Below are 23,381 nucleotides of genomic sequence, written 5' to 3'. Positions count from 1 at the left end.
AAATTGAGATTATGTTTGGCCGTCTTAAGGATTGGCGAAGAATTGCCATACGATACGACCGCTGTGCCCACACCTTCCATTCGGCAATATGCTTGGCCTTTGTCTTCATCTTTTATCTAAATTAATGAGTCCTGAACCTAGCCTTCGGGCCGTGATGGCAAGCCGGAACAGGATAAGCGCGTTCGCCTTGCGCTCCGGCGCGCACGGAATCCGATTCCAGCCGGACGGCGGTACGCCCGAAAAACCCGTGGGGCTGGTCTATATCGCTCTCAGCGCCATGGGCGGCGTCTGGCTGCGCGTCATGGGCCCGCGGGGGCGCTATCTTGGTTGGGGCCGGCCCCGTAGTCGGGCGACCGGCCATGCTCGGACCTTTTGCGGGCTACCTCTTCAGCCTGCCATGAATCCAGAGTGGGATTCGCTGCCGTGCGGCGGATAAGAGTTTTTGCGGCAAACAGATATTCAGAAGTTCGTCTGTGATGTATTTACAACCGAAGGCACTTTCGCCATTGCCGTAAAGCGGAAGTTTGCCGCGCTGTGACACATACTTCAGGCATGCACAGAACCAGAGCGACTGTAGTTCGAAAGGAAAAAGGGAACAGGCAAACAATCATAAAATCATGTCCTGTCAGCAGGTAAAAATGCCAATAACAGTATCGCAAAGTTTATTTTCTGCCAATACTTTTTCATATTCTTCAATCAATCCAGGCCGGTTGAAAAGCATCCATACATGTTGTCCGCCGGGCTTTCCCTGCGCCAGCCAAAATAGATGATTTGCCAATGGGTAGCGCTGATACTGCAGCATCTTGACAGTTGTAAAACCTGCTTTTTCAGCGTACATACGCAAAGTTTTTTCTGTAAAGAGATAAAGATGGCAACTCCAATATGTAAATGTAGAAAAAGCTGTATTATTATAAAGTGTTATCAATGCATCGCTGGCACTTGGGACTTCGATGACCAGAAGTCTCTCTCTCTCTCTCTCTCTCTCTCTCTCTCTCTCTCTCTCTCGGTCACATATCGCCAGTAGTAAGAGATAAATAATCAATAAATTCAATAAATTATCTTCAAGATTTTTATCCCAAAAATCCATTTTGGATAAGTTCTGGATAAGCATCTTGCAGAAATAGATTTCACTGGCTATCCTGCTTTCATGCAAAGCACAACTAGCCGAAAATACATAAAAACCAAGTTCGAGGGCGTTTTCTGCCGCGAGTCCGCCAAGCGTGATCCGCGCACAGGCAAGCCCGATCTCATCTATGCCTTCTGGTACGCTGACCACGAAGGCAAAGGCCACTGGAAAACCGTCGGCAGACACAGTAAAGGCATACGCCCATCCACAGCCAGAAAAGAGCGGGCAAAATTCCTTGCCGAGTTTGAGGCCACCGGCGTCAATCCCATTGAACGGGATAAAATCACCATCGGGGAGATCGTTGATGCCTACCTTGCCTGGGGCAGAAGCGAAGGAAAGTATGTTGACCAGCATTATAGCCAATACAGCGCCCATCTCAAGGCCAAAATTCATGCTCTCCCTGTCGTTGAACTGAACCCGAATCTGCTTTCCAATCTCAAGGCGCAGCTCCTGAAAACGCCTACCGGGAATACAAAGCGGAAAAAGGGCGCAGGAAGTTCCAACCCCGGAACAGGGAAGCGGAAAACACTGGCCGGGCAGACCGTGAACAATATCTTCTCGTTCATGCGTTCCGCCATAAACCGTGCCATCGCCACCGGCGTATGGAATGGGGTCAATCCGCTGTCCACCAAGGGCGGCACATGGAAGATGGTCAAGGCCAACAATGAAAGATTGCGCTTCCTGACCAAAGAAGAGGCTAAGGCTCTTCTGGACGATCTCGAAAAGCGTCATCCGCAGTTGCACGACATGGCCTTGCTCTCGTTGCGAACGGGCCTCCGGCCCACGGAGATTTTCAAGCTGCGTGGGCAGGACGTGGATGCCAACGCCTGCGGCCTTTATATCATTCAGAAAGGGGGAAAACGTGTCTTCGTCCGTGTACCGGAAGATATGATCCGGATGCTTCAGGCGTACAGGCGCAAGCCAGTGGAACCCATCTTCCAGCAGCCCCGCAAAAAGGTGGCGTTTGAGAAAACGCCCGCCTGCTTCCAGACCGCCGTCAGAAAGCTCGGACTGGCTCCGAAAGACGGTGACAGCTTGTACGCAGTCACCCTGCATACCATGAGGCATACTTTTGCCTCCTGGCTGGCGCAGTCCGGCAAGGTCACGCTCATGGAGTTGCAAAAACTCATGCGCCACAAGAATATCACCATGACGATGAGGTATGCTCATCTGTTCCCCGGACAGGAAAACGAAAAGCTCTCCATCATAGGGGATATGCTGGCCTGAAAAATCCATCATCTTGATTCCGAAGTTTGGATACGTCCAGAGGCAATATACTTTTCCAGTACAGCGCGTTCATAGAAGACGCGCCTGCCAAAGGTCGTATAGGCTGGGCCGATACCTTCCTGACGCCAGTAGGCGAGCGTTTTTTGGCGAATGCCAAACTCCCTTTCCACATCCTTGGGAGCAAGCAACTTTTGAGGAGGGCCGTTAGAAGTATTTCGGGTATTCTCATAAACGGCGAGTTGCACGGCTTCCGTAATAAGGGGAAATAGTTCTTCCGGCGTGGAAATGATAATAGTACGTCCGTCAGCTTCCATGAAACATCCTTGAGAATATTACTCAGCGTATGTCCCGTAATATTTTGCAACCAATTCCAGTATGGAATTACATCCATTTGCCATGAGCATTTTTTCTCTATGCCGCCGGACGCCACTTCGTGTGATTTTCAGGCAGTTGGCGATTTCTGTGGTACTGAATCCGCCGAGAGACAGTCGAAATACTTCCGCTCCGCGAGGTGTAAGTTTTATGGGGTACTTGGGGTAATCCATCATATCCCCGATACAACGCATGATTTCTATCGTAGTATGCACAGAAAACTTTTTGCGGATACGAGAAAGATGCAGGTGTATAAGTTTGTGTGATGTGTACAGTTCATGAGAAATTTTTTTTTGGTGTTGTACCTTTCATCAGTAGATTGACAACATCTTGTTCTTTCTTGGTCAGTAGCTCCAACATAACTTCTCCTTATTAATGGCTAAGACAGACTCAAAAGGGATTGAATCGTGTGTAGCATGGAGAAATCAGGCCGGGCAGTGGCCAATTTATATACTTCTTAAATTTTTTAAAAAATTAAATAAATCAACTGAATGTGTGGTTGATGTTGTTAAATAAGGGCTGATTGTGGGCAGAGAAGAATCAGAAAGCCTCAAGAGGATCCGTGTTTCACTTGGGGTAGATATCCAGTAATCGGCTTTATTCTTTTCGCATTGTGCGAAGGGAAAGGATAGGATATAAGACGAAGTACACAGGAGCTTCTTTTTATTGACCGCCTGCGCTCGGCGCGGCCAAGCCGAAAAAGGTGTACTCCCTGAGGGAGCACACCTTTTTCGGTTACCAGCAGTAGGATGTCCAGAGTCCGTTATGCTTTTTTCATTTCCTGGATCAGCCCGGTAAGGGACTGCGCCTGCGCGGCCAGATCAGCCACGGCCTTGGCGGCTTCCGTCATAGAGCTGGCTGTTTGCCTGGACATGTCGTTGACCGTGATGATGGAACGGTTGATTTCCTCGCTGGCGGCGGACTGCTCCTCGCTGGCTGTGGCGATGGCCTGGATCCGGTCAAAGGTGTCGTCCGCCGTGCTGACAATTTCCCGCAGGGCCGCGCCGGACTGATTGGCCAGTTCCGTGGCGTCAGAAATTCGCGACACCGCGTTGTCCATAGCCTCCATACTTTTGGCAGTGCTTTCCTGAATAACCGAGATGGCGTTGCCTACATCCTGGGTGGAGGACATGGTTTTTTCAGCCAGCTTGCGCACTTCATCGGCCACCACAGCGAAGCCGCGCCCGGCATCACCGGCCCGCGCCGCCTCAATGGCGGCATTGAGCGCCAGCAGATTGGTCTGATCGGCTATATCGGAAATAACGCTCATGATCTGAGTGATAGCCTGCGCATGGGCGTTCAACTGCTCCATCTCTTCTTTCAAATGAATGGATACGTTCTGAACTTCGCCGATGCTCCGCACCACTTCGTGCACAACCTGTGCCCCCGCTTCGGCTCTCTGCTTGGTGTCGCTGGAAGCGCCTGAGGCGTTGCTGGCATTTTTGGCGACATCCTGAACCGTGGAGTTCATCTCGTTCATGGCTGTGGCCGCTTCGGAAAGATGCCGCGCGGACTCCGCGGCGGTTCTGTTCGATTGCTCGATCTGGGAGGAAAGCTCCGTTGAGGCAGAGGAAATGATATCCACCATACCTTCCAGTTGCCCGGCGGCGGCCAACATGCCTTCCCGCTTGGCGTTTTCAGCCCTGCGGGCAGCCTCTTCCGCCCGGCCCATGGCTTCCCTGGCTTCTTCCATGGCTGTCTGAGCCTCCCGGGATTTTCTCTGGGCCTCGTTGATATTCTCCTTCAGGCTGGTCACCATCTGGCGCAAATCATCCGCCAGCATGCCGATCTCATCAGTGCCGTGTATATCCAGTTTTTTTTCCAGATCGCCGTCGGCAACAGCCTTGGCGAAAGCCTGGGTGACCACCAGAGGCTTGACGATCATCCTGGTGATAAAAAGGGAGGCGCCGATGCCGAGAACCAAGACGCCGATCAAAATTATGATGGTCTGCGTTGTGGAAGCGCTCAGCGTTTCCGCAGCCCTGTTCACCTCATTTTGGGTGTTGTCGGCAACAGCCGTGCTCAGACTGAGGGTCTGCTGTTTCAGGGAATTGTACAATTCAAGCCTGTTTTTGGAATGTTCCCTCAGTTGCTTGTGTATTGCCTGCAATTGTTCAATTTGCTTGCCCATACCCTGTGAGGCGGCGATGGACTGTTCCAACAGGTCGCTATATTCCCGCCTGTCAAATTTTCCCCGCAACTCCTCAAGGTGTTTAATGACGACCGCGCTTTTCTCTCCAAGTTTGGAAAATAGCGCCTCATCATTCATAGTCTGGGCGACCAGCGCGTCCTTGATGAGATTGCCCACATCCGTAAGGTCAGCGGAAACAGTGGACATATACTGCGTAAGTATGGCGGCCTGAGAGCCCTGCCCCGCTTCCATGAGAAAACGGGAGTCTCTGCCGAGAGCAGCGATCAACTTTTCCAAGCTCACTTCAGAGGCCTTACCCGCCCGCAGTCCGGCAACATTGTTTTCCTGAATGCTTTGAATCAAAACAATACATGAACGCATAACCTCCAGATATGCTTCCAGATCTTTGGGAAATTTGTCCAAAAAAACGCCTGTATCTGGATATGGATGTTTATTTTGCAATTCTTGCAGTCTTATAATGTCATCTTTAATAATCTCATTTTGTCTTTCAAGTTTTTCGATATATTCATCACTCTTGTATGTCTCGAACATGAAATACAGTCTGGCATATTCCAAAATATCGCTTTCCAAAGAAGACGCAACAGTAAAACGTGGAACACGATCTTTGCTGATATTTTCAGACGTTTTTACTCCATCCTGCATTGCACTTATAGCAAGATATCCCAGCACAAGAGTCAATAACAGGATAATGCAGAATCCACCACTGATTTTCTTTCCCACAGTCATGTCAAACCTCACTTAGGCTGTTTTCATATCCCGGATCAACTTCATAAGTCTCTGAGCCTGAGCCGCCAGATCGGACACCGCCTGGGCGGCCTGAATCATGACCTCCGCAGTCTGGCGGGATCTGTCGTTGGCCTGAACAATGGACTGGTTGATCTCCTCGCCAGCTGCGGACTGCTCCTCACTGGCCGTGGCTATGGCGTTGACCTGATCACTGGTGACTTCCGCGGTGGCCACGATTTCCTGCAAGGCATGACCGGACTGATTGGCCAGCTCCGTGGCCTCGCCGATACGTTCCACAGCGTTGTCCACACCGGTCATGCTTTTGGCCGTGCTCTCCTGAATGGCCTTGATAGCGTTGCCCACATCCTGGGTGGAGGTCATAGTCTTTTCAGCCAATTTGCGCACCTCGTCGGCCACCACGGCAAAGCCGCGCCCGGCCTCTCCCGCACGGGCCGCCTCAATGGCCGCGTTGAGGGCCAGCAGGTTGGTCTGGTCCGCGATGTCCGAGATGACGCCCATGATCCGGGTGATATCCCGGGCGTGCTCGTTGAGCTGAGCCATGTCCGCCTTGAGGTCCAGGGACAACTGATGAACTTCTTCGATGCTACGCACGGCCTTTTCCACCACCCGCGCGCCTGCCTCGGCCTTTTCTCTGGTTTCAGCGGAGACGGCGGAAGCGGAACCGGCGTTCCTGGCCACTTCCCGCACGGTGGCGCTCATTTCATTCATGGCCGTGGCCGCTTCGGACAGGCGATTGGCTGATTCGGACGCGCCTTGGCTAGCTTGCTCAACCTGGGTGGTCAGTTCAGTGGAGGCGGAAGAAACGATATGCACCGCATCTTCAAGATGCCCCACGACGGTAAGCATGGCGTTATGCCTTGCTGTTTCCGCTTCGCGCTGCGCCTCCTCTGTTCGTAATAGCGCCTCTTCCACCTTGCGGGAACTTGCCTGTGCCGCCATCGCTTCTTCGTCAGCCCGGCGCAATGCCGTCACCATGCTGTCGACCATACGCCCGGTACACGAAGCCAGCCGCCCAATTTCATCTTTTCTGACGGTGTCGCAATCGAAATGGGCACTATACTCACCGGCGGCAACTTTGTCGGCGTACGTCGCAAGCCTGATAATAGGCGCTGTCACTGTCCGCGAAATGACCAGAAGGATCACCGCCGTCAGAATAATACCCAAGCCGCCTGCCAGGCCCAACTCGACGAGAGAATGATATTCGGCGATCCGCATCTGTTCGAGGCCGGCAGCCTTTTCCTTCCGCATGGCGTCATTCAACTCGGAAAGAAGTTTTTGCACTTCTCCGAGACTCCGCAAGGAAACATCCATATAATACGCTTTCGCATCATGGAACTTGCCTTCGTTTTTCAAATTTCGGATAACATCGGCAGACATATGCAAAGCGGCATGTGGTTCATCCATTTCGCTCAGAATTTTACGTAACTGCGGAAAACGGTTTTCAACGGATTTGCGGTCTTCTCCGTAGTACCACTTGCCCAAAGTACACTTATGGTGATCCACTTGAATATCCAATTCCTTCATATCTTCGTCAAAAATAAAGCGCTGCAATGAAGTAATCCATTTCAAGTGGTCAATCTCGCGTAGTAGCATGATCGTCGAAATCGTTTCAGTTTCATTGATCGAATTGGTTCCCCGAACCAAGCGGTTGACGGTTATGTATGATGTAACCATGAGGCCGCAGATGACAACGAGCAAGGTTCCCATGAGAAGAGCAATCTTCCTGGATATTGGTAAATTATTCCAAGTCATTATAATCTCCTTTATTCGTGGATTACCACTCTCTTCAAGGGAAATTTGAATTCTTCTGTCAGCAATACTATCGACAGGCACACTGTCGATTTTTTGCGGAAAAAAGAAAAACCAGAAAGCTATAACCTGATGACTTTACAAAGTTTTTTCAGGTCCAAAATATGGGAACTTTTTTCCAAAAACAGATATTGCCAACAAGCCTACCCTACTATATTGATTTTCTAAACATCATCGACAGTGTGCCTGTCGATGAGCAGTCCGCACATGTCCGAAGACAGCCCGACAAGTCAGAAGGCACCCAAAGTTACCCAGAAAAGTCTCCATCCCTCCTTTTTCATTTACGGTTGGCTATCTTTTCATGGGGCACGTTGTCCTGTTTCCTTGTATCCTCTCCCTATGCAATCAGGGTGCGCCGTTTCCCAAAAAGGATTTCTCCCGGCGGGAGGAAGAAAAAGGCCCTGTCCGCTGTTGCCGCGTTTGGACGGGATGAAAAAGCAGCTCACTGTCTCAGTCGCCGCCAGCAATGACGCCTGCCCCAGATGGGCATAACGCATGGTGGTTCGCGGATCGCCGTGCCCCAGCAGTTTTTGCACTTCATAGAGAGAGTGCCCCGCATTGACCAGAAACGAGGCGAAGGTGTGCCTCAAGTCGTGAATACGCACATCGGCAAGTCCCAATTCCCGCCGGAGTTTGTTCCAGAACAGATAGAGGTCGCTGAGGGGCTTTCCCGGAGCACGGCCGGGAAACAGCCACGGATTGCCTGGCTGGCGTGGAATGGCGCGAATAACCGCTATGGCCTCGTCGGACAGCGGAATATGGCGCGGCTTGCCGGACTTGGACAGCGGCACGGTGAGCAGGCGCTGATCCAGACGGACATGTTCCCAGCGCGCTTTGAGGATTTCGTTTTTGCGTGCGCCGGTCAGCAGAAGCAGGCGGATGGCAAAGGACTCCTGCCGGTCGCTTTTTTCCAGCGCCCGCATGAGCCGTTGTGCCTCATCCCGCGAGAGGTAGCGTTCCCGCTGCGCGTGGATTTTGAAAGGCGAGACTCCCGTGCATGGGGATTGTCCTGCGGGCAGAAGACCACGCATTACGGCCAGAGAGCAGATTGTCTTGAAGGCCGCCAGAATACGGTTGCAGGTGGCCGGAGCCAAACCGCTGGACGACAGTCCGTGCAGCCAGTCTTCCACTTCGTGACGTTGTATGTCGGCAAGTTCCCGCGCTCCGAACGTCGGGGATAAATGCTGCCGCGCAATGCGTTCATCCACGCTCCAGCTCCGTTTGCGCAAGCGGATATGCGGCAGGTAGACAGATGAAACAAAACCATCAAAATTGAAGGTGTTGCGCTCCGGTTGCCCGCTGTTCCTTTTGACCGGCAAAGACGGCGAGCTTGCGGAGGAAACTGACGGACGGCGGCGAACCATGCGGCGTTCTCCTGATAAAAGATTGACGATGGACCATAAAACTACGGCAAACCCGTATAAGCCGCATTGGGGTGTTTGCGCCGGTTCCGCATGGGAAAAGAAGGACGGCCTGTGTCATGTTTTTCTCCTGTCCTGTTGAATTGTTGTATACTTGCTGAAAGCATACGCTATTGAAGGTTTTATTCCGGTAACATAGAGCTTATTAAGAGGATGTCCGGCATGTTTTTTGATTTAAAAAAAGGTAAGCTCGTCTCATGAAACAGACAGATTTTCGTGATGTGCCTGAGGAACTGTGGGAACGTATCGAGCCCCTTCTTGCACCATTCAAGCGAAAAAGAAGTGGCGGCGGCAAGCCGATTTCACAGCGCATAATTCTTGCCGGGATTCTCTACAAATGCCGGAGTGGATGCCAATGGGCCATGCTTCCCGCCTGCTATGGCGCAAAAAGCACTGTCCACGAGCACTTCCAACGCTGGAGCAAAGCCGGTGTCATGGCGGAGATTTTTCGTATATTCCTTGCGGAATATGGGGAAAAAGTCGGTGTAGATGCCCAATGGCAAGCTATGGACGGCACCTTGCTGCAAGCGCCGACGCGCTCTCAAAAAATCAGCGGCTGAGGGGCTCGGACGCAACCCGACGGACAGAGGACGAAGCGGCGGCAAAATCCATCTTCATGTGGACGGTCAGGGTATTCCGTTGGGAGTGACGGCCACAGGCGCCAATATACATGACAGCCGCCTGATAGGAGAAACCCTGAAAAACTTTCGGAAAATGGGTGGCTGGTTTCTGGGGGCTGAAGTTCGACACCTCTGTCTGGACAAGGGGTATGATTATCCGCGAGTCAGCGAGGAAGTCTATGTTAACGGATTTGAGGAGCATATCCGCAGCCGTTGGGAAGAAGTCCGTGAACGCCGGAGCAATCCTGCCCGCCGTTGGGTAGTGGAACGGACATTCGCCTGGTCGAAGGGATTTCGGAGCCTACGCACTCGCTACTGTTGTTACCTCGTCAATTTTATGGGGCTGCTTTACCTTGCTCTGGCCTGCATTCTTTGGAGAAAACTTGCATAGCAAGGTGTATGCCGGACATTCTCTAAGGAAAAAAGAAAATATTTTTGAATCTGATTCCATAAATGCTCTTGCTGTGAAAGTTTTTTGCTTGTATTCGCTCTTGATAAAAAAGAGAATGCCGTGTGAAGATTTTTATCGCACGGCATCTTTTTTATGTATGAGACAAGAGGGAATATTATATCAAAGTCAATGCGATGATACATCCTCCCGACGCGATGCAGGCGATTGCCGCCAGCAGGAATTTACGCCAGACCCGATTTTCTTCGGAGAATTTTTTTGCGGCGAGCATCCCGAAAAAGATGCCGCAGCAGAGGCAGATTGCGGCCAGAATGATTCCCGCAGGCATCCGTAACAGGGCGGGCGGCTGCACCTGCCTCGAACCAAGCCGGAATCCGACCCACAGCAGGAGACTTCCGTAGAGCAGCAGTAAAAAAGATGCGGCGGCTCCCCATGTCATCCATGTATGGATATGATATGATATTTTCGAGACAGACTTTCCGCCTATTTCACTACGCTTTCCGCCAGGCGGCTCTGCGCCAGCGCAACCTCTTTTTCCGAAGCCTCGGCAATGTCCTCAAAAATTCCGGATGTGACGGCGCGGATTTTCTCCGGTAGTTCCTCATAATAAATGCGCGGATATTCCATAGCCGCGATGATGGCCCAGAGCGCGTCATTCGGACCGATGCGTAGAGTATCCTATATCCGTTGCAGGCGTTCTTTCTCCCCGTTTTCGAGTTTCCGCTCCAGCAGTTTTTCCAGAATGTCCGTGGTTTCCTTATCCATGACTACACCTCATTGAGAGCTGTACGGAACATTTCCGCGCAGGCATTTTTCCAGCGGCGCAGTTCAGCGCGATCTCAGATGGGCAGTTCTTCCAGAGCCTTTTTGATGGGCATTCTGCCGGAATACAGTTTGTCGGCCATTCTGTCCCCCAGATCGGAAAAATCCAGTGTCCGACCTTTGCGTTCGATAATCTCTCTGGACTTTGACCGGTTATACAGCTCGAATTTTTCCGGACTTCCAAAGTACAGATTCCGGCAGACATGAATCAGCGCATCGGGAAAGACGTTCAGGAAACCGCGCAGCAATTCGACGGAATCCCGTTGCCGGTTGATGACCCAGAACGTAACAAGATTTCGATTCAGCTCCGCCAGTGTTTCACGCAGAGTCGAGCCGTATTTGGCAATGCCGGTATTGCTCCGGGCTGCGGAATTTATCACCAGACAATGGTCGGGAAATTCGTCAGCCGCATTGACCAGCTCTATCCACCCGTCTGAAATATCCAGGTCTATTTCCTTGCAGACCAGCATACCGTTTTCATGCTGATGATGGGCCTTGTACACATCGGGATTCGAGGTATCGCTTTCCAGCAGAAGCACCTGTTTTCCATCATCGAGCAGATAGTCAATCAGGGCGAAGGTCAGCTTGCTCTTGCCGACGCCGCCTTTGCTTCCTCCAACATAAAAGATGGGCATGTTCATGTTACAGCTCCTCGTCTGAAGTATCAGGGACAATAAAAGATGCTTTTTTCGGGGCTTGTTTTTCCACAGGTGTCGTCTCCTTTTTCTGAGGGATGGAAGCATTCCCGTTTTCCGCAAAAAATCGCTTTATGAGATAGGCGGGAATGATGATACCCTCGTTCTTGAGCATCTGGCTCAGTTCTCTGGGATTGTAGCCTTTCTCTTTTGCCTTTCTGAAATCTCTCTCCAGCAGTTCCGCCGCTTCCGGGCGTGTTTTTCTGTCTTCTTTCTCCGGTAAATCCTGAAGCAGTTTTCTTGCCCGTTCTATCTGCTGAGGACGGATTGTCGCGTTCTGGGCCATAGCATTTCCTCCTTGGGAAAGAGTGCCGCCAGCATACAAGAAATTTCTCCGTATATACAATTTGGCCACTGCACGAGGCGGGTTCTTCGTGGCAGGATGGGGGTTGTGCTACACGCACAACCCCCATCCTGCCAGGGGACAAGCCCCCTGGAATCCCCGGAATGCTCGGCGCTTCGCTTCTCGCATTCCAAAGGCCAAGGCATGAAAGACAGAAAGACGGAAGAAGGCGGACGAAGCGCCGCCCGGAAGTGGGTGACGATCCGCGTCACCGAAAGAGAAAAAACGCGCCTCACGGAGCTGGCGGAAATCGCCGGGCTGTCCCTGTCGGAATACATGCGGCGGCGTTTTTTCGGAGGCAGACCCCTTACGGCTCATACGGACCTGAGTACCGTTGCGGAACTGCGGCGTATCGGCGGCCTGCTCAAACACAATTTCGATACGCTTCGGCAGGCCGAAGCGCCTCCAGACATTCTGGAACGGCAGGAAGACGTCCTGCGGAATTTGGTCTGGGCCATCCAGAAAATCTCGTTGCGGTGCCATCATGATCGTCAAGAAAATCAAGAACACGAAAGCTGAAAAGCCCAAGGCGTGGCAGATAGGCGACCTCGTGGATTACATCCGCTACCCCCACAACAGAAATCCGCAGGAGAAAATCGAATACGCGGGTGGAAGAGGTTTTCTTTCGGCCACTCATGTGGGCCAAAAAGCGGAAATGATCGCCCTTGCGCGGGAGTCGGCCCACAGTCACATGCCGGTGCAGCACTGGATGTTTTCCTGGCAGGAAGGGGAACAGCCCACCAGGGAACAGGTGGAGAAAGTCGTGGATATGTTCCTTGAGAAAATGGGGCTGGCCGGACATCAGACCGTCTATGGCCTGCACTATGACACCGACAATTATCATCTGCATATCGCGGTCAACAGAATGAACCCGGAAACGGAAAAAGTCGTGCTTCCTTTCAATGGATTGGACATCCGGGAAGCGCATAAAATCGTGGCTCACATTGAACACAAGCAAGGGTGGGCCAGCGAAGAAAACCCCATGTATGCGGTATTGGAAGACGGTGAGCTGGCGCGAAGAAGGACGGCCCGCGAGATAAAACCGAAGCAGGCCGCTTTGGATTTTGAACACGCCACCGGCGAAAAATCCGCCCAGCGCATCGCGCAGGAACGCGGCCACGGCATCATCAAAAACGCGAAATCGTGGGCCGAATTGCATGAGAAGCTGGCGGGAGTCGGTTTGCGTTTCGAGAAAAAAGGTTCCGGGGCCATCATCTTTGTGGGGGAAAAGGCCGTGAAAGCATCCTCCGTAGACCGAGTTTTCAGCATGGGAAAGTTGTGCAAAAGGTTGGGGGAATTTGAGGAAGGTGCGTACCCCGAAGACCTGGGAAAGATTACCCCTGAGCCGGTGAGTTCCGTCAATCTCGAAGAGTGGAAAGCGTATCAGCAAGAGTTTGCCGGAACGCCGAAAAAGATGGAGACAGCGGGCAATGCCGAGCTTGCCCGGATGAAGGAACGGCACAGGTTCGAGCGGAAAAGAGCACTTTCTCGCCTGGCGAAATACGGTTTGCCTGTTCTGAATATCGCCCGACATTGTTTGATGGTGCAGCAGAGGGAGGAACGGCTTTTCCTTCGTTCAGGCCGGAAAAAAGCGCGCGGAGGCAAGCCGCGTTTTGAGAACTGGCTGCGGGCGAAAGGCTTGGAGAAGGAGGCGGAACGCTGGCGGTATCGGGCGGCACGGGAAGAAAAAAGACACGCCCCGCCTCCTGTGCCAAGGCCGGAAAGGGGAATGGAAGTCATGCGGGAACTCATGGATTTCAGAAAATATGCCGCTGCCGTGAATGCGGATCGCTATCGTGTGACCTGCATAAAAATGGAAGAGGACGGCGGTAAAAAGACATTCATCCTGGATAAAAAGGGCGGCATGACCAGAGGCTTTTCCCCGAACGAGTTGGAGGCCCACATGTCGGAAATGTTGCGCTTTCAGCGGCGTGGCGAAAACCTCTACTATACGCCGCTGTCGGATGACCGGCATCACATCCTCATTGATGACATGACCCGCGACAGCCTGAAAAAACTACAGGAGGACGGTTTTCGGCCCTCTGTGGTGCTGGAAAGCTCTCCGGGCAATTACCAGTGTTTATTGACCATTCCCAAGCTGGGAACGGAATTTGACCGGGACGTGGGCAACCGCATCACGGAACGCTTGAACCGGGAGTACGGCGACAAGAAACTGTGCGGCTGCATCCATCCGCACCGTGCGCCGGGCTTTGAGAACCGCAAGCCGAAGCATCGGCGGGAAGACGGTTCATTCCCGCAAGTGAAGCTCCTGTTTGCGGAGCGCCGGGAATGCGGCAAGGCGTTGGCTCTGGCCAGAAGGATTGACCGCGAGTACGTGGAGGCCGCTGAGAAGCGGAAGACCGAGCGCCGGACGTTTCAGCCGCCGGATCTGCGGCCCGGCAATCCGGCGGCGGCCTACTATGCCCATCTGGAGAACATTCGCAGACATCTGACCATTGAGGACTACTCCCGCGTGGACGCCATGATCGCTCTGCGACTTCGCTCCAATGGCCATAGCCGGGAGGCCGTGGAAGAAACCATCCGGGCTTGTGCCCCGACCATTAGGGACTTGCAGACCGGGCGTAACTGGCAGCGGTACGCCGAGAGAACGGCGGATTACGCCTTCGGCCCCGCCGGAGACAGGGACTTGGAGCGGAATGAGCGGTATCGGGAACTGTGGAGGAAGATTGAACGCACAGAAGAAAAGGAGCAGCGTATACGGATGAAATAGGATGAAACATAGTATGAGGAAATAACAGGGAAAAAGTATGTTCAGCATCTTGCCCATCGGGCATTACTCAGATAGGATATTCATATGGGAAAAGAACGAATACCACATGATTCTGCGTACAAGCAGTTTTTCAGCAATCCTGAAATGGTGGAATCACTGTTACGGGATTTTGTTCCCGCTGATTTCATCGCGGACCTTGATTTTTCTACGCTTGAACGCTGTTCGGGCAGTTATGTGACGGACGACCTGCGGGAACGCCATGACGATATTGTCTGGCGTGTCGGCTGGAAAAAAGGTTCATGGTGTTATGTGGCGTTGCTCCTGGAGTTCCAGAGCACGCCCGACCACTGGATGGCGTTGAGAATGCTGTCCTACACGACACTGTTGCTGCTCGATCTCGTCAAAACTGGAAATATCCGCGAAAATGAGGGCTTGCCGCCGGTGTTTCCCATTGTTATATACAATGGAGGCAAGGCATGGAAAGCTCCGCAGGATGTGGCGGCATTGTTCGCTCCCATGCCGGAGAGCCTGAAATTTTATCGTCCCCAGCATCGGCATTTTTTGTTGGACGAAAGTCGAGTGTCAGGAGATGAACTGGACAAAAGCAAGGGCCTGGTCGCTCAGCTCCTGAGACTGGAACGAGCGCAGGAACCGGAACAGGTTCGGCAGATAGTCAAGGGGTTGATAAGCCGACTTCATGGGCCTGAATACTTGGTTTTGCGTCGAGCGTTTACAATATGGTTGGCTCGTGTTGTCCTTAAACGCTCTGGCATAACAGAAGAAATTCCCGAATTTCAAGACTTGCGGGAGGTTGACGCCATGTTGGAAGAACGTGCAGCTCAGTGGAAAGACGAATACATTCGGCAAGGGGTAATAATTGGGAAGGCTGAAGGAAAGGCTGAAGGAAAGGCTGAAGGTATAGGGTTGGCCTTGCGGGACTTGCTGGAGGCCCGTTTTGGAGCGCTCCCCCAATCCGTGACTTCCTATATTGCGAGTTCATCTGACTCAAACGCCCTGCGGAAACTGACGCTTTCCGCATACCATGCGGAGTCGTTGCAGGCGTTTATTGACCAGATCAAAAAAGATGACGACAAGCTGATGTAATTGCATATTCAGTAAAATATACTGCCGTTTGTTTCTTTATGAGGCAAGCGGCATTTTTTGGGGGGGTACTCGAAAAGAGCGACAGACAGAGACACAGCTCCGGCCTGCCGCTCCATAAGCTCCCACAACGCTGTGAGCTACGCCGAGGCCAGAGCCTCCACCATATCCGCCACCCGCGAGCAGATGTCGGCATTCACGAGGAACGCGGCATCCTCTTCCGCGCCTTTCTCAGCTTTGGGCAGTTTCAGGCCAGAAATAGCCAGCCCGGCATCCAGTGTGAACTCCAGTTGCCGGTCGGGATCGGCGTCGGACGTGGCCACCAGATGCAGCTTCTGGATAGCCATGCCTTCCTCAAGCGCCTGAGCCACAGCGTTCAGGCTGTTCTGCACGGCTACAACGGCTTTTTCCTCGGCCTGTTCGGGCGCGGCCAGACTGGCCGATCCCATCGCATGAAGCGTGTAGCCAAGGCAGGGATAGCCCTCGCCCCGGAGAATGGCCGAAAAGAGTTTCGGCATGTCCCCCGCAGGCGTGATGGGCGCGGCGTCAATGCCGAAGCTTGTCTTGAACAGATCAAGCACCGGCTGAACCGCCTTGGCGGAAGCGGAAGCCACAAGAAGCCGTCCTTTTTCCGCATCCCATACGCAGTCAATGATGGACGGCACAAATTCCGCCTTGGCGGTCAGTTTGGCGGTAATGGCTTCTTTCAGCTCCTTTTTTCGCTTGCCGCCCACCTTTTTGCCGGAGGCGATTTCCTCCCGCACGGCTTCGGCAAGATGAAGCCGGATGACAGCTCCGGACGCCTTGCGTGTATCCAGACGGAAGGAAAAGCCCATAAAGCGGGCATCCACGGAGGCCAGTTCAAAACCGTCAGTATCCAGAGGATCGCCAAGTCCCACCCAACCGAAACGCCTGCCGTCCGCGTCGATTTCAGGGGTGAAGGCGTGTTGCCGCAAGGCGTCCAGGCCAAGCGAGGCGGCGGAATCGGTCTTGCAGATCATCAGGGCTGTGCTTGAAGACATAAAACCGGACATGAGAACTCCTTGTATTTTATTGGTTGAATTGACAAATATGTTTTCGTTCGCCGTTACCCCGCCTGGTATGACCGGCGGGAGAGTCTTACCGCATTCGCGGCCGGGAAAACGCCATGCCGCGCACATATCCTGCGGCTTCCCCCGGCACGGAAGCAGCCGGGCGCTCCGCAGGCGTTTGATAACCGCCGACAAATTCTATCGCTTCATCCAACGTGCCGAACTGAGCATCCACCATGCGCGATCCGTCAATCATATTGTACTTTTCGTACTGAATGTGCAGACCTGCCTGATTGTCGGCGGTTTGAAAAATCCGCATCTGGAAGATACCGCCATCGCCCGCATCCATTGTCCTGGAATGCTCATTCTTGCCGTAAAAATCACTGCCGGTAGGATGAAAACCGGCGTCGGCAAGCCGTTCACGGAAGGTTTCACCATCCAGCGCCGCCACTGGTGCGGCAGCTTCGGCAGGCTGCGCTTCCTTGAGGCCGCGCCGTGCCGCATCCTCGCGGGCGGCGGACAGGCCCTCTTCCAGTGACGCGAACAGCCGCAACTTCACCCCTTGCGGCACAGTCGTCGTACTGTGCCATTTCCCATCATCGTAGAGACTGCCCGCCAAGGAGCCGACGTGGCTGTTGAAATAGGTACGGCGCAGGACATACCCATTTTTTAGCGTGTAGCCGTTGTGCTGGTTGGAGACAGTGTATTCCGTTCGTCCCTCGCCTTCGCCGTATTTGAGTGTATGGAACTCTTTTTCTGGCGGCGCGGCGACAATACCGTCTTCCTTGCCGCGTTTTTCCTTCGGCGGCGCTTCCATGACTGTCTGCTGTTCATCGGTCAGAGATGTTTTCGGCGTCCAGGTGGAAACGTAACTGGCGTCGTCCTGCATCCGCTGCAATTCCCTGATAACCGCGCCGTGGTTCTCCCGTGCCAGCGCCAGTTCCTCCTGTTGGGGAAATTCCTTGCCTAGAGCGGCGTTGACGGTTTCCAGTTCGGCGCGTTCCTGCCTTGCATTTTCCCGCTGCGCTTCCACAGCATCGTCCAGCCCCTTGGCCAGAAAGTTGTCGATGCGCTGGAACAAACCGGCCAGGCTGAATTTTTCTTCAAAGTCATAGAACAGGTTTCCCGGCCTGAACTCCCGTTCCCCCGTCCCCAGGAGAGAAAGCTGAAAACCGTCCTTGCCGCTCATGCGCGTTACCGCGCGTTCGACATAGACATCGAAGCCACGATAGGAGCCGAACAGGACTTTGGCGCTGGAGTCACGGGTGACTTCTTTCACGCCGCCGAGCAGGCGGTCTTTTATCTTTTCGCTGTCTTTGGATGTAAAGGTCTTGCCGTCAGACTTCAGCTCCACCAGGATTTTTTCTTTCCCTTTTTCCGTGATCGTGCGGGTATGGGCATCCCTGCGACGGATGTTTTCCGCATAGAGGGATTCTTCTTTGGCCAGCCGGGAGTCCGTGGAGTTGAGCCATTTCAGGCGGTCGCGCATCCGGTGCTGGCCGCGCTGATGCTGCGAATAAAGGGCTTCCAGCTTGCGCAGATCAGCGGCAAGCTGCACCTGCATGAGGATGAGCGGATTGCCCGAAGCCGCTGCTTTCATTTCCGCCGCATTGGCGGCTTCCGAGGCCACATCGTCAATGACACGCTGAAGCAGATCGCCCTTGCGAAACTGTTCAATGGCGGCTGACTTGTACTCAATGGTCTGCCACATCCGCGCGTCGTAAGTCATCTTTGTCGCATAATTGAAGATTTTTACTGTAAAAGTATCAGGATTGCGTTCATAGAATATATTTCCCTGACGGATAATGCGTCCATTCCGCTGTTCCAAGTCCGAAGGCCGCCACGGCGCATCAAGATGGTGCGCGGCTGCAAGTCTTTTTTGGACGTTCATGCCAGCGCCCATCTTGGCGGTGGAACCGAGCAGAATGCGGACACGCCCGGCGTTCATATCACTGAACAGCTTTGCCTTTCGTATATCCGTGTTGGAGTCGTGAATGAAAGCGATTTCGTCAGCGGGAATGCCTTTCGCCATGAGCTTTTGCTTCATGTCGTCATACACGGAAAACTTGCCGGACGACATGGCAATGACCTCATCCATATTGACGACACCGGCAAGAGCATCGTCTTCATCTTCTTCAGTCGTGTTCTCCTGTTCCGGGGTTTCGTGGACAAGCGTGCCGTCCACATCAATAAATGCCTCGGATTCCAAATCTCGCCGTTCTGCCTGAGCGGATGCCGGGGGCTTTCCGCCCTTGGGCGTGGACAAATCACAGAAAACAAGCTGCGTGCCCTTGTCCGCAGCGGTATCGCGCCAGATTTCGTGGATACGTTCGACGGCGGCGTTGATTTTGGAACCGGAATAATCGTCCGCTTCCGGGGCAATCAGCCGGAAATCCAACCCGGCCTTGCGGGCGTCATTGGTGACTTTGAGTGGATTATCTATGCGCGGGTCCGAAGGTAGATGCTCCATGCGATGGATAATTTTCTGCATGTACTCGGCCTGAGCCGGGGAACGTTCCACTACGTCATTGTAAGGCTTGCCGCCTTCAACCGGAGGCGTCAGCGGGCGCTCTCCGGCCTGCTTTGCCTGTGCGTCAAGGTCAGCTTTTGTCACCACATCGGCAAATGTTCGGTACATGGAGAGCAATTCCGGTACGTTTTGGAACTTTGCAAACCTGCTTTTCAGTTTGTAGTTGACGCCAGTTGCATCAAGTTCCCAGGAGTTCGTAATCTGCCCGAACGTGGAAGCCCAGGCATCAAAGTGTTCAATCTCCTTATTTTTCAGTTCATCATACTGCATATAGCGTTGCAGGGTATAAACTTCGGCAATGGTATTGCTGATAGGTGTACCGGTCATGAAGTACACGCCGCGCCCTTCATGCTGGCGTTGCAGGTAGCGGCATTTGATAAAGAGATCGAGGGCTTTGGCGGAACCGCTGATATTCCCCAGACCGGACACGTTCATGGTGGTCTGGAAGGCCAGATTCTTGAACTCGTGGGACTCGTCGATGAACAGGGCGTCCACGCCCAAATCCGCGAAGTCCACGGCCCGGTCTTTTTGCCCGGTTCCGGCAAGCAGGGCCTGATAGCGTTCCTCCATCTTTTCTCGCTGCTTCTCCAACTGCTTGACCGTGGCCCGTCCGCCCTCCGCAGCCTTTGAAGCTTCGATGGCCTCAATCACCGCGTCGATTTGCTCCTTGAGGATTTCTTCCTGCACGTCGCGGGGCATGTCGATTTTTTTGAAGGAACTGTGCGCCACAATGACGGCATCCCAATCGCCGGTGGCGATACGCCCGAACAGCCTTTCCCGGTTGGCCTTGGTAAAGTCATTCTTGTCCGCCACCAGAATGTTCGCATCGGGATAGAGCTTGTAGAACTCATCTTTCCACTGGTATAACAAATGGTTGGGTACAACAATCATGGGCTTGGAAAGAAAGCCCATACGCTTGGATTCCATAACCGTGGCGACGCAGGCCAGTGTCTTTCCCGCGCCCACCACATGGTCGAACAGGCATGTTCCCTCCTGAATGGCCCTCCAGACGGCATTCTTTTGATGCGGGCGCAGTTTGACGGCTTCGGACGCGCCTACCAGTTCAAGGTGGGAACCGTCATAAGTCGGGGGGACGTTCGTGTTGAATCGGTCGTTGTAGAGTCTGGTCAGCATGTCGCGCCGTTCATCATCTACCCAAATCCAATCCAAAAACGCCTGGCGGATCTCGTCGGCTTTGCTCATTGCGGCGGCGGTCAATTCCTGGTCAATGACCATGATGTCATTGCCGCGTTCGTCTTTGTGCCCGCTCGGTTTCTGAACCTTGATGGATTTGTTTGTCAGCAGGGCTTCAATAATCTTTCCGGCGGGATATTCGGGTATGCCCCAGACGCTTGTGGCGAGTGAGGCGTCCCATATGCTGACAGATGCCTCCCAGCGGCCCAGCGTCGGCAGGTAGCTGATGGTCTGCTTGCCGTTGCCGCCGTGCAGATGTTCCACAAAATCGGAAAAGACCTGAGCCGGAACCCAGGAGGCTCCGAAACGGATGCCGATGTCCACGGCCTCGATGTCCGGCGGCATGGCGGCGGACAGGGCTTCCACATTGGGAGCGAAGCGGGCGTCTGTTTGCGCGGCCTCCCGCGCCTGATGCAGCTTGGCCCGGACATTGCCGGTCAGATATTTGTCGCGGATTTCCCATTCCTCATTGGCGGGATTCAGAAAAATTTGTCCCTGCTCCCGCAGCTCCGTCTGAATATCGTCGGCGGGGCGTTGAAGAAGCTGGCTCATGCGGCTGAAATCCACCCTGCCGTTTTCCCGCAGGGCAATGAGCAGAGCATCCTTGATGGTTTCGGCCCGTTCCACGGCCTGGGCGGGCTTGAGTACCCGCTGCCGGAAGATTGCGGCTTTTTTCGCTGACGCCGGACGAGCCGTGCCGCCATGCTTACGGGCGGTATCCGGCGACAGGCCCTTGTCATAATCCAGTTCCAGCGATTCCAGCAGGGAATGTTCCGGATCGCTCCGCATGAGGCCCCGGTTGGTCTGGGAATTGAGATGGCCATAGCGGCGCACAAAAGCGTCATACTGAGTGTTGAGTCGGGCGCGCAGAGTCGTCATCCGGCTTTCGTCGCCGTCGCTCTTTTCTTCGTTGAGCAGTTCGCGCAGGGTATCCCTGATTTGAATCATGGACATCAGGCGCAGGCGGGCCGTCTCATTTTTGACCGGAAAAATGTCGTAGTCGCTTTCGCCGAATGCGGCGGCGGTCTTGAACACGAGCCTCCGGCTTTGCGGCTCGACGCACAGGGCGTCCATTTTCAGAGACTGAAAATACGGACTGCGGATAAATTCCGCGTTGCGCGTCCTGATTTCCGCATTGAGCGGATTTTCTTCTCGCGGCACGAAACAATCCGCAGGGAGCACGTCCAGGCGTGCGGCGATTTCCTGTCCCAAATCCGCATGGGCCGGATCGGGCAGGCAGTTCAGCGCCCCCTCGAACATCCCCCCGGAAAAGGCCAGTGTACCGATGACCTGCCGGGGATTCTCCACGAAATAGCTGTTGACCGTGGCCGGACGCCTGCCGCCGTTTTTGAGGTCGTCCACTTCTATGGAAGCCGTGTTCACCCAATCGCGGCTGTACAGCTTTTCCCCGGAGTTTTTCTGGAAGAACACGATGTCCGTGGTCACATCGGTCAGCGCGTTCTCCCGAAAGGCGTTTTCGGGCAGACGGACGGCTCCCAGGAAGTCGGCGCACTGTGCGATATGTTCACGCGCCGTGGAATCGACGGCATCCATGAAATAGCGGCTGACCACAAAGGCCGCGACGCCGCCTTCCCGCAGCAGGCTGATGGATTTGGCGAGAAAGTAGTTGTGGACCGAGAATTTCCGCAGTTCAGGGAAGTCAGGGTCATACAACGCCTGCTTGCCGAAAGGGGGATTGCCGACTACGGCGTCTATGCCGCCGGGACGGAGCCGACTGTTCTGGAAGCCGATGTTGAGATGCTGTTCTTTGGGGTAGAGATACTGAGCGATGGCTGCGGTTGTGGGGTCAAGCTCTACAGCGAGAAACTTCGCATTGAAGTTTTTAGGGCAAAGGCCGATGAAATTGCCGATGCCTGCCGACGGTTCCAGGATGTGGAGCGGTTCGTCTGTGCCGACGCCGATCCGGGAAAGTCCCTGATAGATACCCCGGATAATGGTTTCCGAAGTATAATGCGCATCCTGGGTGGAACGGCGGGCGGCCGCATAGTCGTCCGGGGAAAGCAGGCCCTGCAATTCCCGGTATTCAGCGGCCCATTGCTCATTTTTCGGATCAAAAGTTTGCGGGAGCCCGCCCCATCCCACATAGCGGACGAGAATTTTCTGCTCTTCCGGCGTGGCTGATTCCGCGCCGTTGGCCTGAAGTTGCTTGAGCAGGCGTATGGCGGCGATATTATCCGCATATTTGGTTTTCGCGCCGCCAACGCCAAGCCGGTCTTCGGAAGTTATTTGGTAATTCTCAGGCTCATGTCGATGCCCATACTCTCCAAAATCTCCGAATCCGACATCCCCCGCAGGCTCGCCTGCCGGGCTGTTTCGCTGTTCAAAGCCTGTGCTTCCGTCTGTTGCTGACCGTACACTTTCAGGTCGAAGGCTATCTTGCCCATCGCTTCCAGCTTTCTCAGTTCGTCGGGGCTGTTCAGCGCCCAGCGATCCAGTATCGAATAGCCCAAACTGGTGTACCCTCCGCTGCGCACGTCGTTGATTGTTGCGGGCTTGAGAACCTTTCTTGCGATTTCCAGCGGATAGGTTTGTCTGTCGAGCATGTTGCACCTCCAGGGGCAGCGTATGAGTGAAATGTGAAAGTTCCTGTATGGTCAGATAGTCGTCGGCCCCGGCTTCATACAGCTTTTCCGGCTTCCTTTTTTTGCCGTCAATGAACTGCATGATGTTCAGGTTGGGGCTGTACATGCGGGAGCCGTCTTGCAGCTCATATACGGAATCGCCCTTTCCATTCACGCCAAGGCGTTTCATGGAGTCCCCATCGTTTGTGGGGAAGGGAAACGGCTTTTCCTCCCGCGCCGGTTCCGGTCGTGCCGGTTCCGGCTGACGCTCTTTTTCCGCTTCCGCCAGCAACGGCACGGCGGGAACGGACTGTTCCTCTTCTGTTTGTCCTGCGGGGTAGGGAATGCTTTCCTCCCGCATGTCGTCCTGAATGTTTTCCGCCCGTATCTGCTCGATCTGGTTCGCCATTGCGTCGAACAGCGACAACTGGCGGGGATCGTGTGTCTGCTTGCGCCGTCTGGCCATACG

18 protein-coding genes and 1 pseudogene are annotated in these 23,381 nt (G+C 53.8%); 8 read left to right on the top strand and 11 right to left on the bottom strand.

Annotated elements, in window-relative coordinates:
* Window positions 1–125, top strand: a pseudogene (locus ACQRA4_RS07690) (IS5/IS1182 family transposase); the annotation flags it as partial.
* Window positions 126–625: 500 nt separating this feature from the next.
* Here ACQRA4_RS07690 and ACQRA4_RS07685 read toward each other — a convergent pair.
* Window positions 626–1,087, bottom strand: a complete 462-nt coding sequence (locus tag ACQRA4_RS07685) for a hypothetical protein (protein ID WP_427822491.1) — start codon at window positions 1,085–1,087, stop codon at window positions 626–628.
* A gap of 60 nt (window positions 1,088–1,147) precedes the next feature.
* On the opposite strand from ACQRA4_RS07685, the gene ACQRA4_RS07680 reads away from it, so the two are divergent.
* Window positions 1,148–2,353 carry a tyrosine-type recombinase/integrase gene (locus tag ACQRA4_RS07680; protein WP_298069128.1) on the top strand — a complete coding sequence of 402 codons (1,206 nt, stop codon included), beginning with the start codon at window positions 1,148–1,150 and terminating at the stop codon, window positions 2,351–2,353.
* 8 nt (window positions 2,354–2,361) lie between these two features.
* Here ACQRA4_RS07680 and ACQRA4_RS07675 read toward each other — a convergent pair whose 3' ends face one another.
* The 5 genes from ACQRA4_RS07675 to ACQRA4_RS07655 all read right to left on the bottom strand — a co-directional run bounded on the left by ACQRA4_RS07675 (window position 2,362) and on the right by ACQRA4_RS07655 (window position 8,641).
* Entirely contained in the window at window positions 2,362–2,667 is a 306-nt protein-coding gene (locus ACQRA4_RS07675) for a helix-turn-helix transcriptional regulator (protein WP_298069126.1), read from the bottom strand.
* An 18-nt stretch (window positions 2,668–2,685) separates the two neighbouring features.
* Window positions 2,686–2,898, bottom strand: a complete 213-nt coding sequence (locus tag ACQRA4_RS07670; protein ID WP_366517608.1) for a helix-turn-helix transcriptional regulator — start codon at window positions 2,896–2,898, stop codon at window positions 2,686–2,688.
* Window positions 2,899–3,488: 590 nt separating this feature from the next.
* The gene (locus ACQRA4_RS07665) at window positions 3,489–5,153 is read right to left on the bottom strand and encodes a methyl-accepting chemotaxis protein (RefSeq protein ID WP_427822490.1); all 1,665 of its coding nucleotides are present in this window, start codon (window positions 5,151–5,153) and stop codon (window positions 3,489–3,491) included.
* Between the two features lie 462 nt (window positions 5,154–5,615).
* On the bottom strand, window positions 5,616–7,376 hold the full coding sequence (locus tag ACQRA4_RS07660) for a methyl-accepting chemotaxis protein (RefSeq protein WP_298069122.1): 1,761 nt from the start codon (window positions 7,374–7,376) through the stop codon (window positions 5,616–5,618).
* A gap of 356 nt (window positions 7,377–7,732) precedes the next feature.
* Window positions 7,733–8,641, bottom strand: coding sequence for a tyrosine-type recombinase/integrase (locus ACQRA4_RS07655; protein ID WP_427822489.1), 909 nt, complete (start codon window positions 8,639–8,641; stop codon window positions 7,733–7,735).
* Between the two features lie 410 nt (window positions 8,642–9,051).
* Here ACQRA4_RS07655 and ACQRA4_RS07650 point away from each other — a divergent pair, with 410 nt between their 5' ends.
* From ACQRA4_RS07650 to ACQRA4_RS07640, 3 genes are read left to right on the top strand one after another with little or no spacing between them, the layout of a single operon-like run.
* A complete protein-coding gene (locus ACQRA4_RS07650; RefSeq protein WP_298069118.1) occupies window positions 9,052–9,414 on the top strand; it encodes a transposase in 363 nt (120 codons plus the stop codon).
* The gene (locus tag ACQRA4_RS07645) at window positions 9,344–9,865 is read left to right on the top strand and encodes an IS5 family transposase (RefSeq protein ID WP_366517606.1); all 522 of its coding nucleotides are present in this window, start codon (window positions 9,344–9,346) and stop codon (window positions 9,863–9,865) included. Before ACQRA4_RS07650 ends, ACQRA4_RS07645 begins: the two co-directional genes overlap by 71 nt.
* Entirely contained in the window at window positions 9,858–10,217 is a 360-nt protein-coding gene (locus ACQRA4_RS07640) for a hypothetical protein (protein WP_298069116.1), read from the top strand. The genes ACQRA4_RS07645 and ACQRA4_RS07640 overlap by 8 nt, the downstream gene beginning before the upstream one ends.
* A 149-nt stretch (window positions 10,218–10,366) precedes the next feature.
* Here ACQRA4_RS07640 and ACQRA4_RS07635 read toward each other — a convergent pair whose 3' ends face one another.
* From ACQRA4_RS07635 to ACQRA4_RS07625, 3 genes are all read right to left on the bottom strand, one after another.
* Window positions 10,367–10,510, bottom strand: coding sequence for a hypothetical protein (locus ACQRA4_RS07635; RefSeq protein ID WP_298069114.1), 144 nt, complete (start codon window positions 10,508–10,510; stop codon window positions 10,367–10,369).
* Window positions 10,511–10,722: 212 nt separating this feature from the next.
* Window positions 10,723–11,346 (bottom strand): hypothetical protein, encoded by a 624-nt coding sequence (locus ACQRA4_RS07630; RefSeq protein ID WP_427822488.1) that lies wholly within the window; start codon window positions 11,344–11,346, stop codon window positions 10,723–10,725.
* A 1-nt stretch (window position 11,347) separates the two neighbouring features.
* Window positions 11,348–11,686, bottom strand: coding sequence for a hypothetical protein (locus tag ACQRA4_RS07625; protein WP_427822487.1), 339 nt, complete (start codon window positions 11,684–11,686; stop codon window positions 11,348–11,350).
* 201 nt (window positions 11,687–11,887) lie between these two features.
* On the opposite strand from ACQRA4_RS07625, the gene ACQRA4_RS07620 reads away from it, so the two are divergent.
* The 3 genes from ACQRA4_RS07620 (at window position 11,888) to ACQRA4_RS07610 (ending at window position 15,578) form a co-directional block, all read left to right on the top strand.
* Window positions 11,888–12,262, top strand: a complete 375-nt coding sequence (locus tag ACQRA4_RS07620; RefSeq protein ID WP_427822486.1) for a plasmid mobilization protein — start codon at window positions 11,888–11,890, stop codon at window positions 12,260–12,262.
* Window positions 12,228–14,474: a DNA-primase RepB domain-containing protein gene (locus tag ACQRA4_RS07615; protein ID WP_427822485.1), complete on the top strand. Its 2,247-nt coding sequence runs from the start codon at window positions 12,228–12,230 to the stop codon at window positions 14,472–14,474. The genes ACQRA4_RS07620 and ACQRA4_RS07615 overlap by 35 nt, the downstream gene beginning before the upstream one ends.
* 84 nt (window positions 14,475–14,558) lie before the next feature.
* Window positions 14,559–15,578 carry an Rpn family recombination-promoting nuclease/putative transposase gene (locus ACQRA4_RS07610; protein ID WP_427822484.1) on the top strand — a complete coding sequence of 340 codons (1,020 nt, stop codon included), beginning with the start codon at window positions 14,559–14,561 and terminating at the stop codon, window positions 15,576–15,578.
* A 137-nt stretch (window positions 15,579–15,715) separates the two neighbouring features.
* Here the strand turns inward: ACQRA4_RS07610 and rdgC are convergent, their stop codons facing one another.
* Both rdgC and ACQRA4_RS07600 read right to left on the bottom strand, forming a co-directional pair.
* A complete protein-coding gene (gene rdgC, locus ACQRA4_RS07605) occupies window positions 15,716–16,609 on the bottom strand; it encodes a recombination-associated protein RdgC (protein ID WP_427822483.1) in 894 nt (297 codons plus the stop codon).
* 85 nt (window positions 16,610–16,694) lie between these two features.
* Window positions 16,695–23,378: an SNF2-related protein gene (locus ACQRA4_RS07600; RefSeq protein WP_427822482.1), complete on the bottom strand. Its 6,684-nt coding sequence runs from the start codon at window positions 23,376–23,378 to the stop codon at window positions 16,695–16,697.
* Window positions 23,379–23,381: the final 3 nt, after the last annotated feature.

The sequence above is a fragment of the Desulfovibrio sp. SGI.169 genome, assembly GCF_050313595.1.
Lineage (GTDB): Bacteria > Desulfobacterota > Desulfovibrionia > Desulfovibrionales > Desulfovibrionaceae > Desulfovibrio.
This window is presented reverse-complemented; position numbering and strand designations above follow the sequence as displayed.

What these genes read in the sequence shown, in the direction of transcription:
- ACQRA4_RS07685 (WP_427822491.1), bottom strand. Translation starts at nt 1,087, where the DNA reads ATGGATTTTTGGGATAAAAATCTTGAAGATAATTTATTGAATTTATTG.
- ACQRA4_RS07680 (WP_298069128.1), top strand. Translation starts at nt 1,148, where the DNA reads ATGCAAAGCACAACTAGCCGAAAATACATAAAAACCAAGTTCGAGGGC.
- ACQRA4_RS07675 (WP_298069126.1), bottom strand. Translation starts at nt 2,667, where the DNA reads ATGGAAGCTGACGGACGTACTATTATCATTTCCACGCCGGAAGAACTA.
- ACQRA4_RS07670 (WP_366517608.1), bottom strand. Translation starts at nt 2,898, where the DNA reads ATGGATTACCCCAAGTACCCCATAAAACTTACACCTCGCGGAGCGGAA.
- ACQRA4_RS07660 (WP_298069122.1), bottom strand. Translation starts at nt 7,376, where the DNA reads ATGACTTGGAATAATTTACCAATATCCAGGAAGATTGCTCTTCTCATG.
- ACQRA4_RS07650 (WP_298069118.1), top strand. Translation starts at nt 9,052, where the DNA reads ATGAAACAGACAGATTTTCGTGATGTGCCTGAGGAACTGTGGGAACGT.
- ACQRA4_RS07645 (WP_366517606.1), top strand. Translation starts at nt 9,344, where the DNA reads ATGCCCAATGGCAAGCTATGGACGGCACCTTGCTGCAAGCGCCGACGC.
- ACQRA4_RS07635 (WP_298069114.1), bottom strand. Translation starts at nt 10,510, where the DNA reads ATGGAATATCCGCGCATTTATTATGAGGAACTACCGGAGAAAATCCGC.
- ACQRA4_RS07630 (WP_427822488.1), bottom strand. Translation starts at nt 11,346, where the DNA reads ATGAACATGCCCATCTTTTATGTTGGAGGAAGCAAAGGCGGCGTCGGC.
- ACQRA4_RS07625 (WP_427822487.1), bottom strand. Translation starts at nt 11,686, where the DNA reads ATGGCCCAGAACGCGACAATCCGTCCTCAGCAGATAGAACGGGCAAGA.
- ACQRA4_RS07620 (WP_427822486.1), top strand. Translation starts at nt 11,888, where the DNA reads ATGAAAGACAGAAAGACGGAAGAAGGCGGACGAAGCGCCGCCCGGAAG.
- ACQRA4_RS07615 (WP_427822485.1), top strand. Translation starts at nt 12,228, where the DNA reads ATGATCGTCAAGAAAATCAAGAACACGAAAGCTGAAAAGCCCAAGGCG.
- ACQRA4_RS07610 (WP_427822484.1), top strand. Translation starts at nt 14,559, where the DNA reads ATGGGAAAAGAACGAATACCACATGATTCTGCGTACAAGCAGTTTTTC.
- rdgC (WP_427822483.1), bottom strand. Translation starts at nt 16,609, where the DNA reads ATGTCCGGTTTTATGTCTTCAAGCACAGCCCTGATGATCTGCAAGACC.
- ACQRA4_RS07600 (WP_427822482.1), bottom strand. Translation starts at nt 23,378, where the DNA reads ATGGCCAGACGGCGCAAGCAGACACACGATCCCCGCCAGTTGTCGCTG.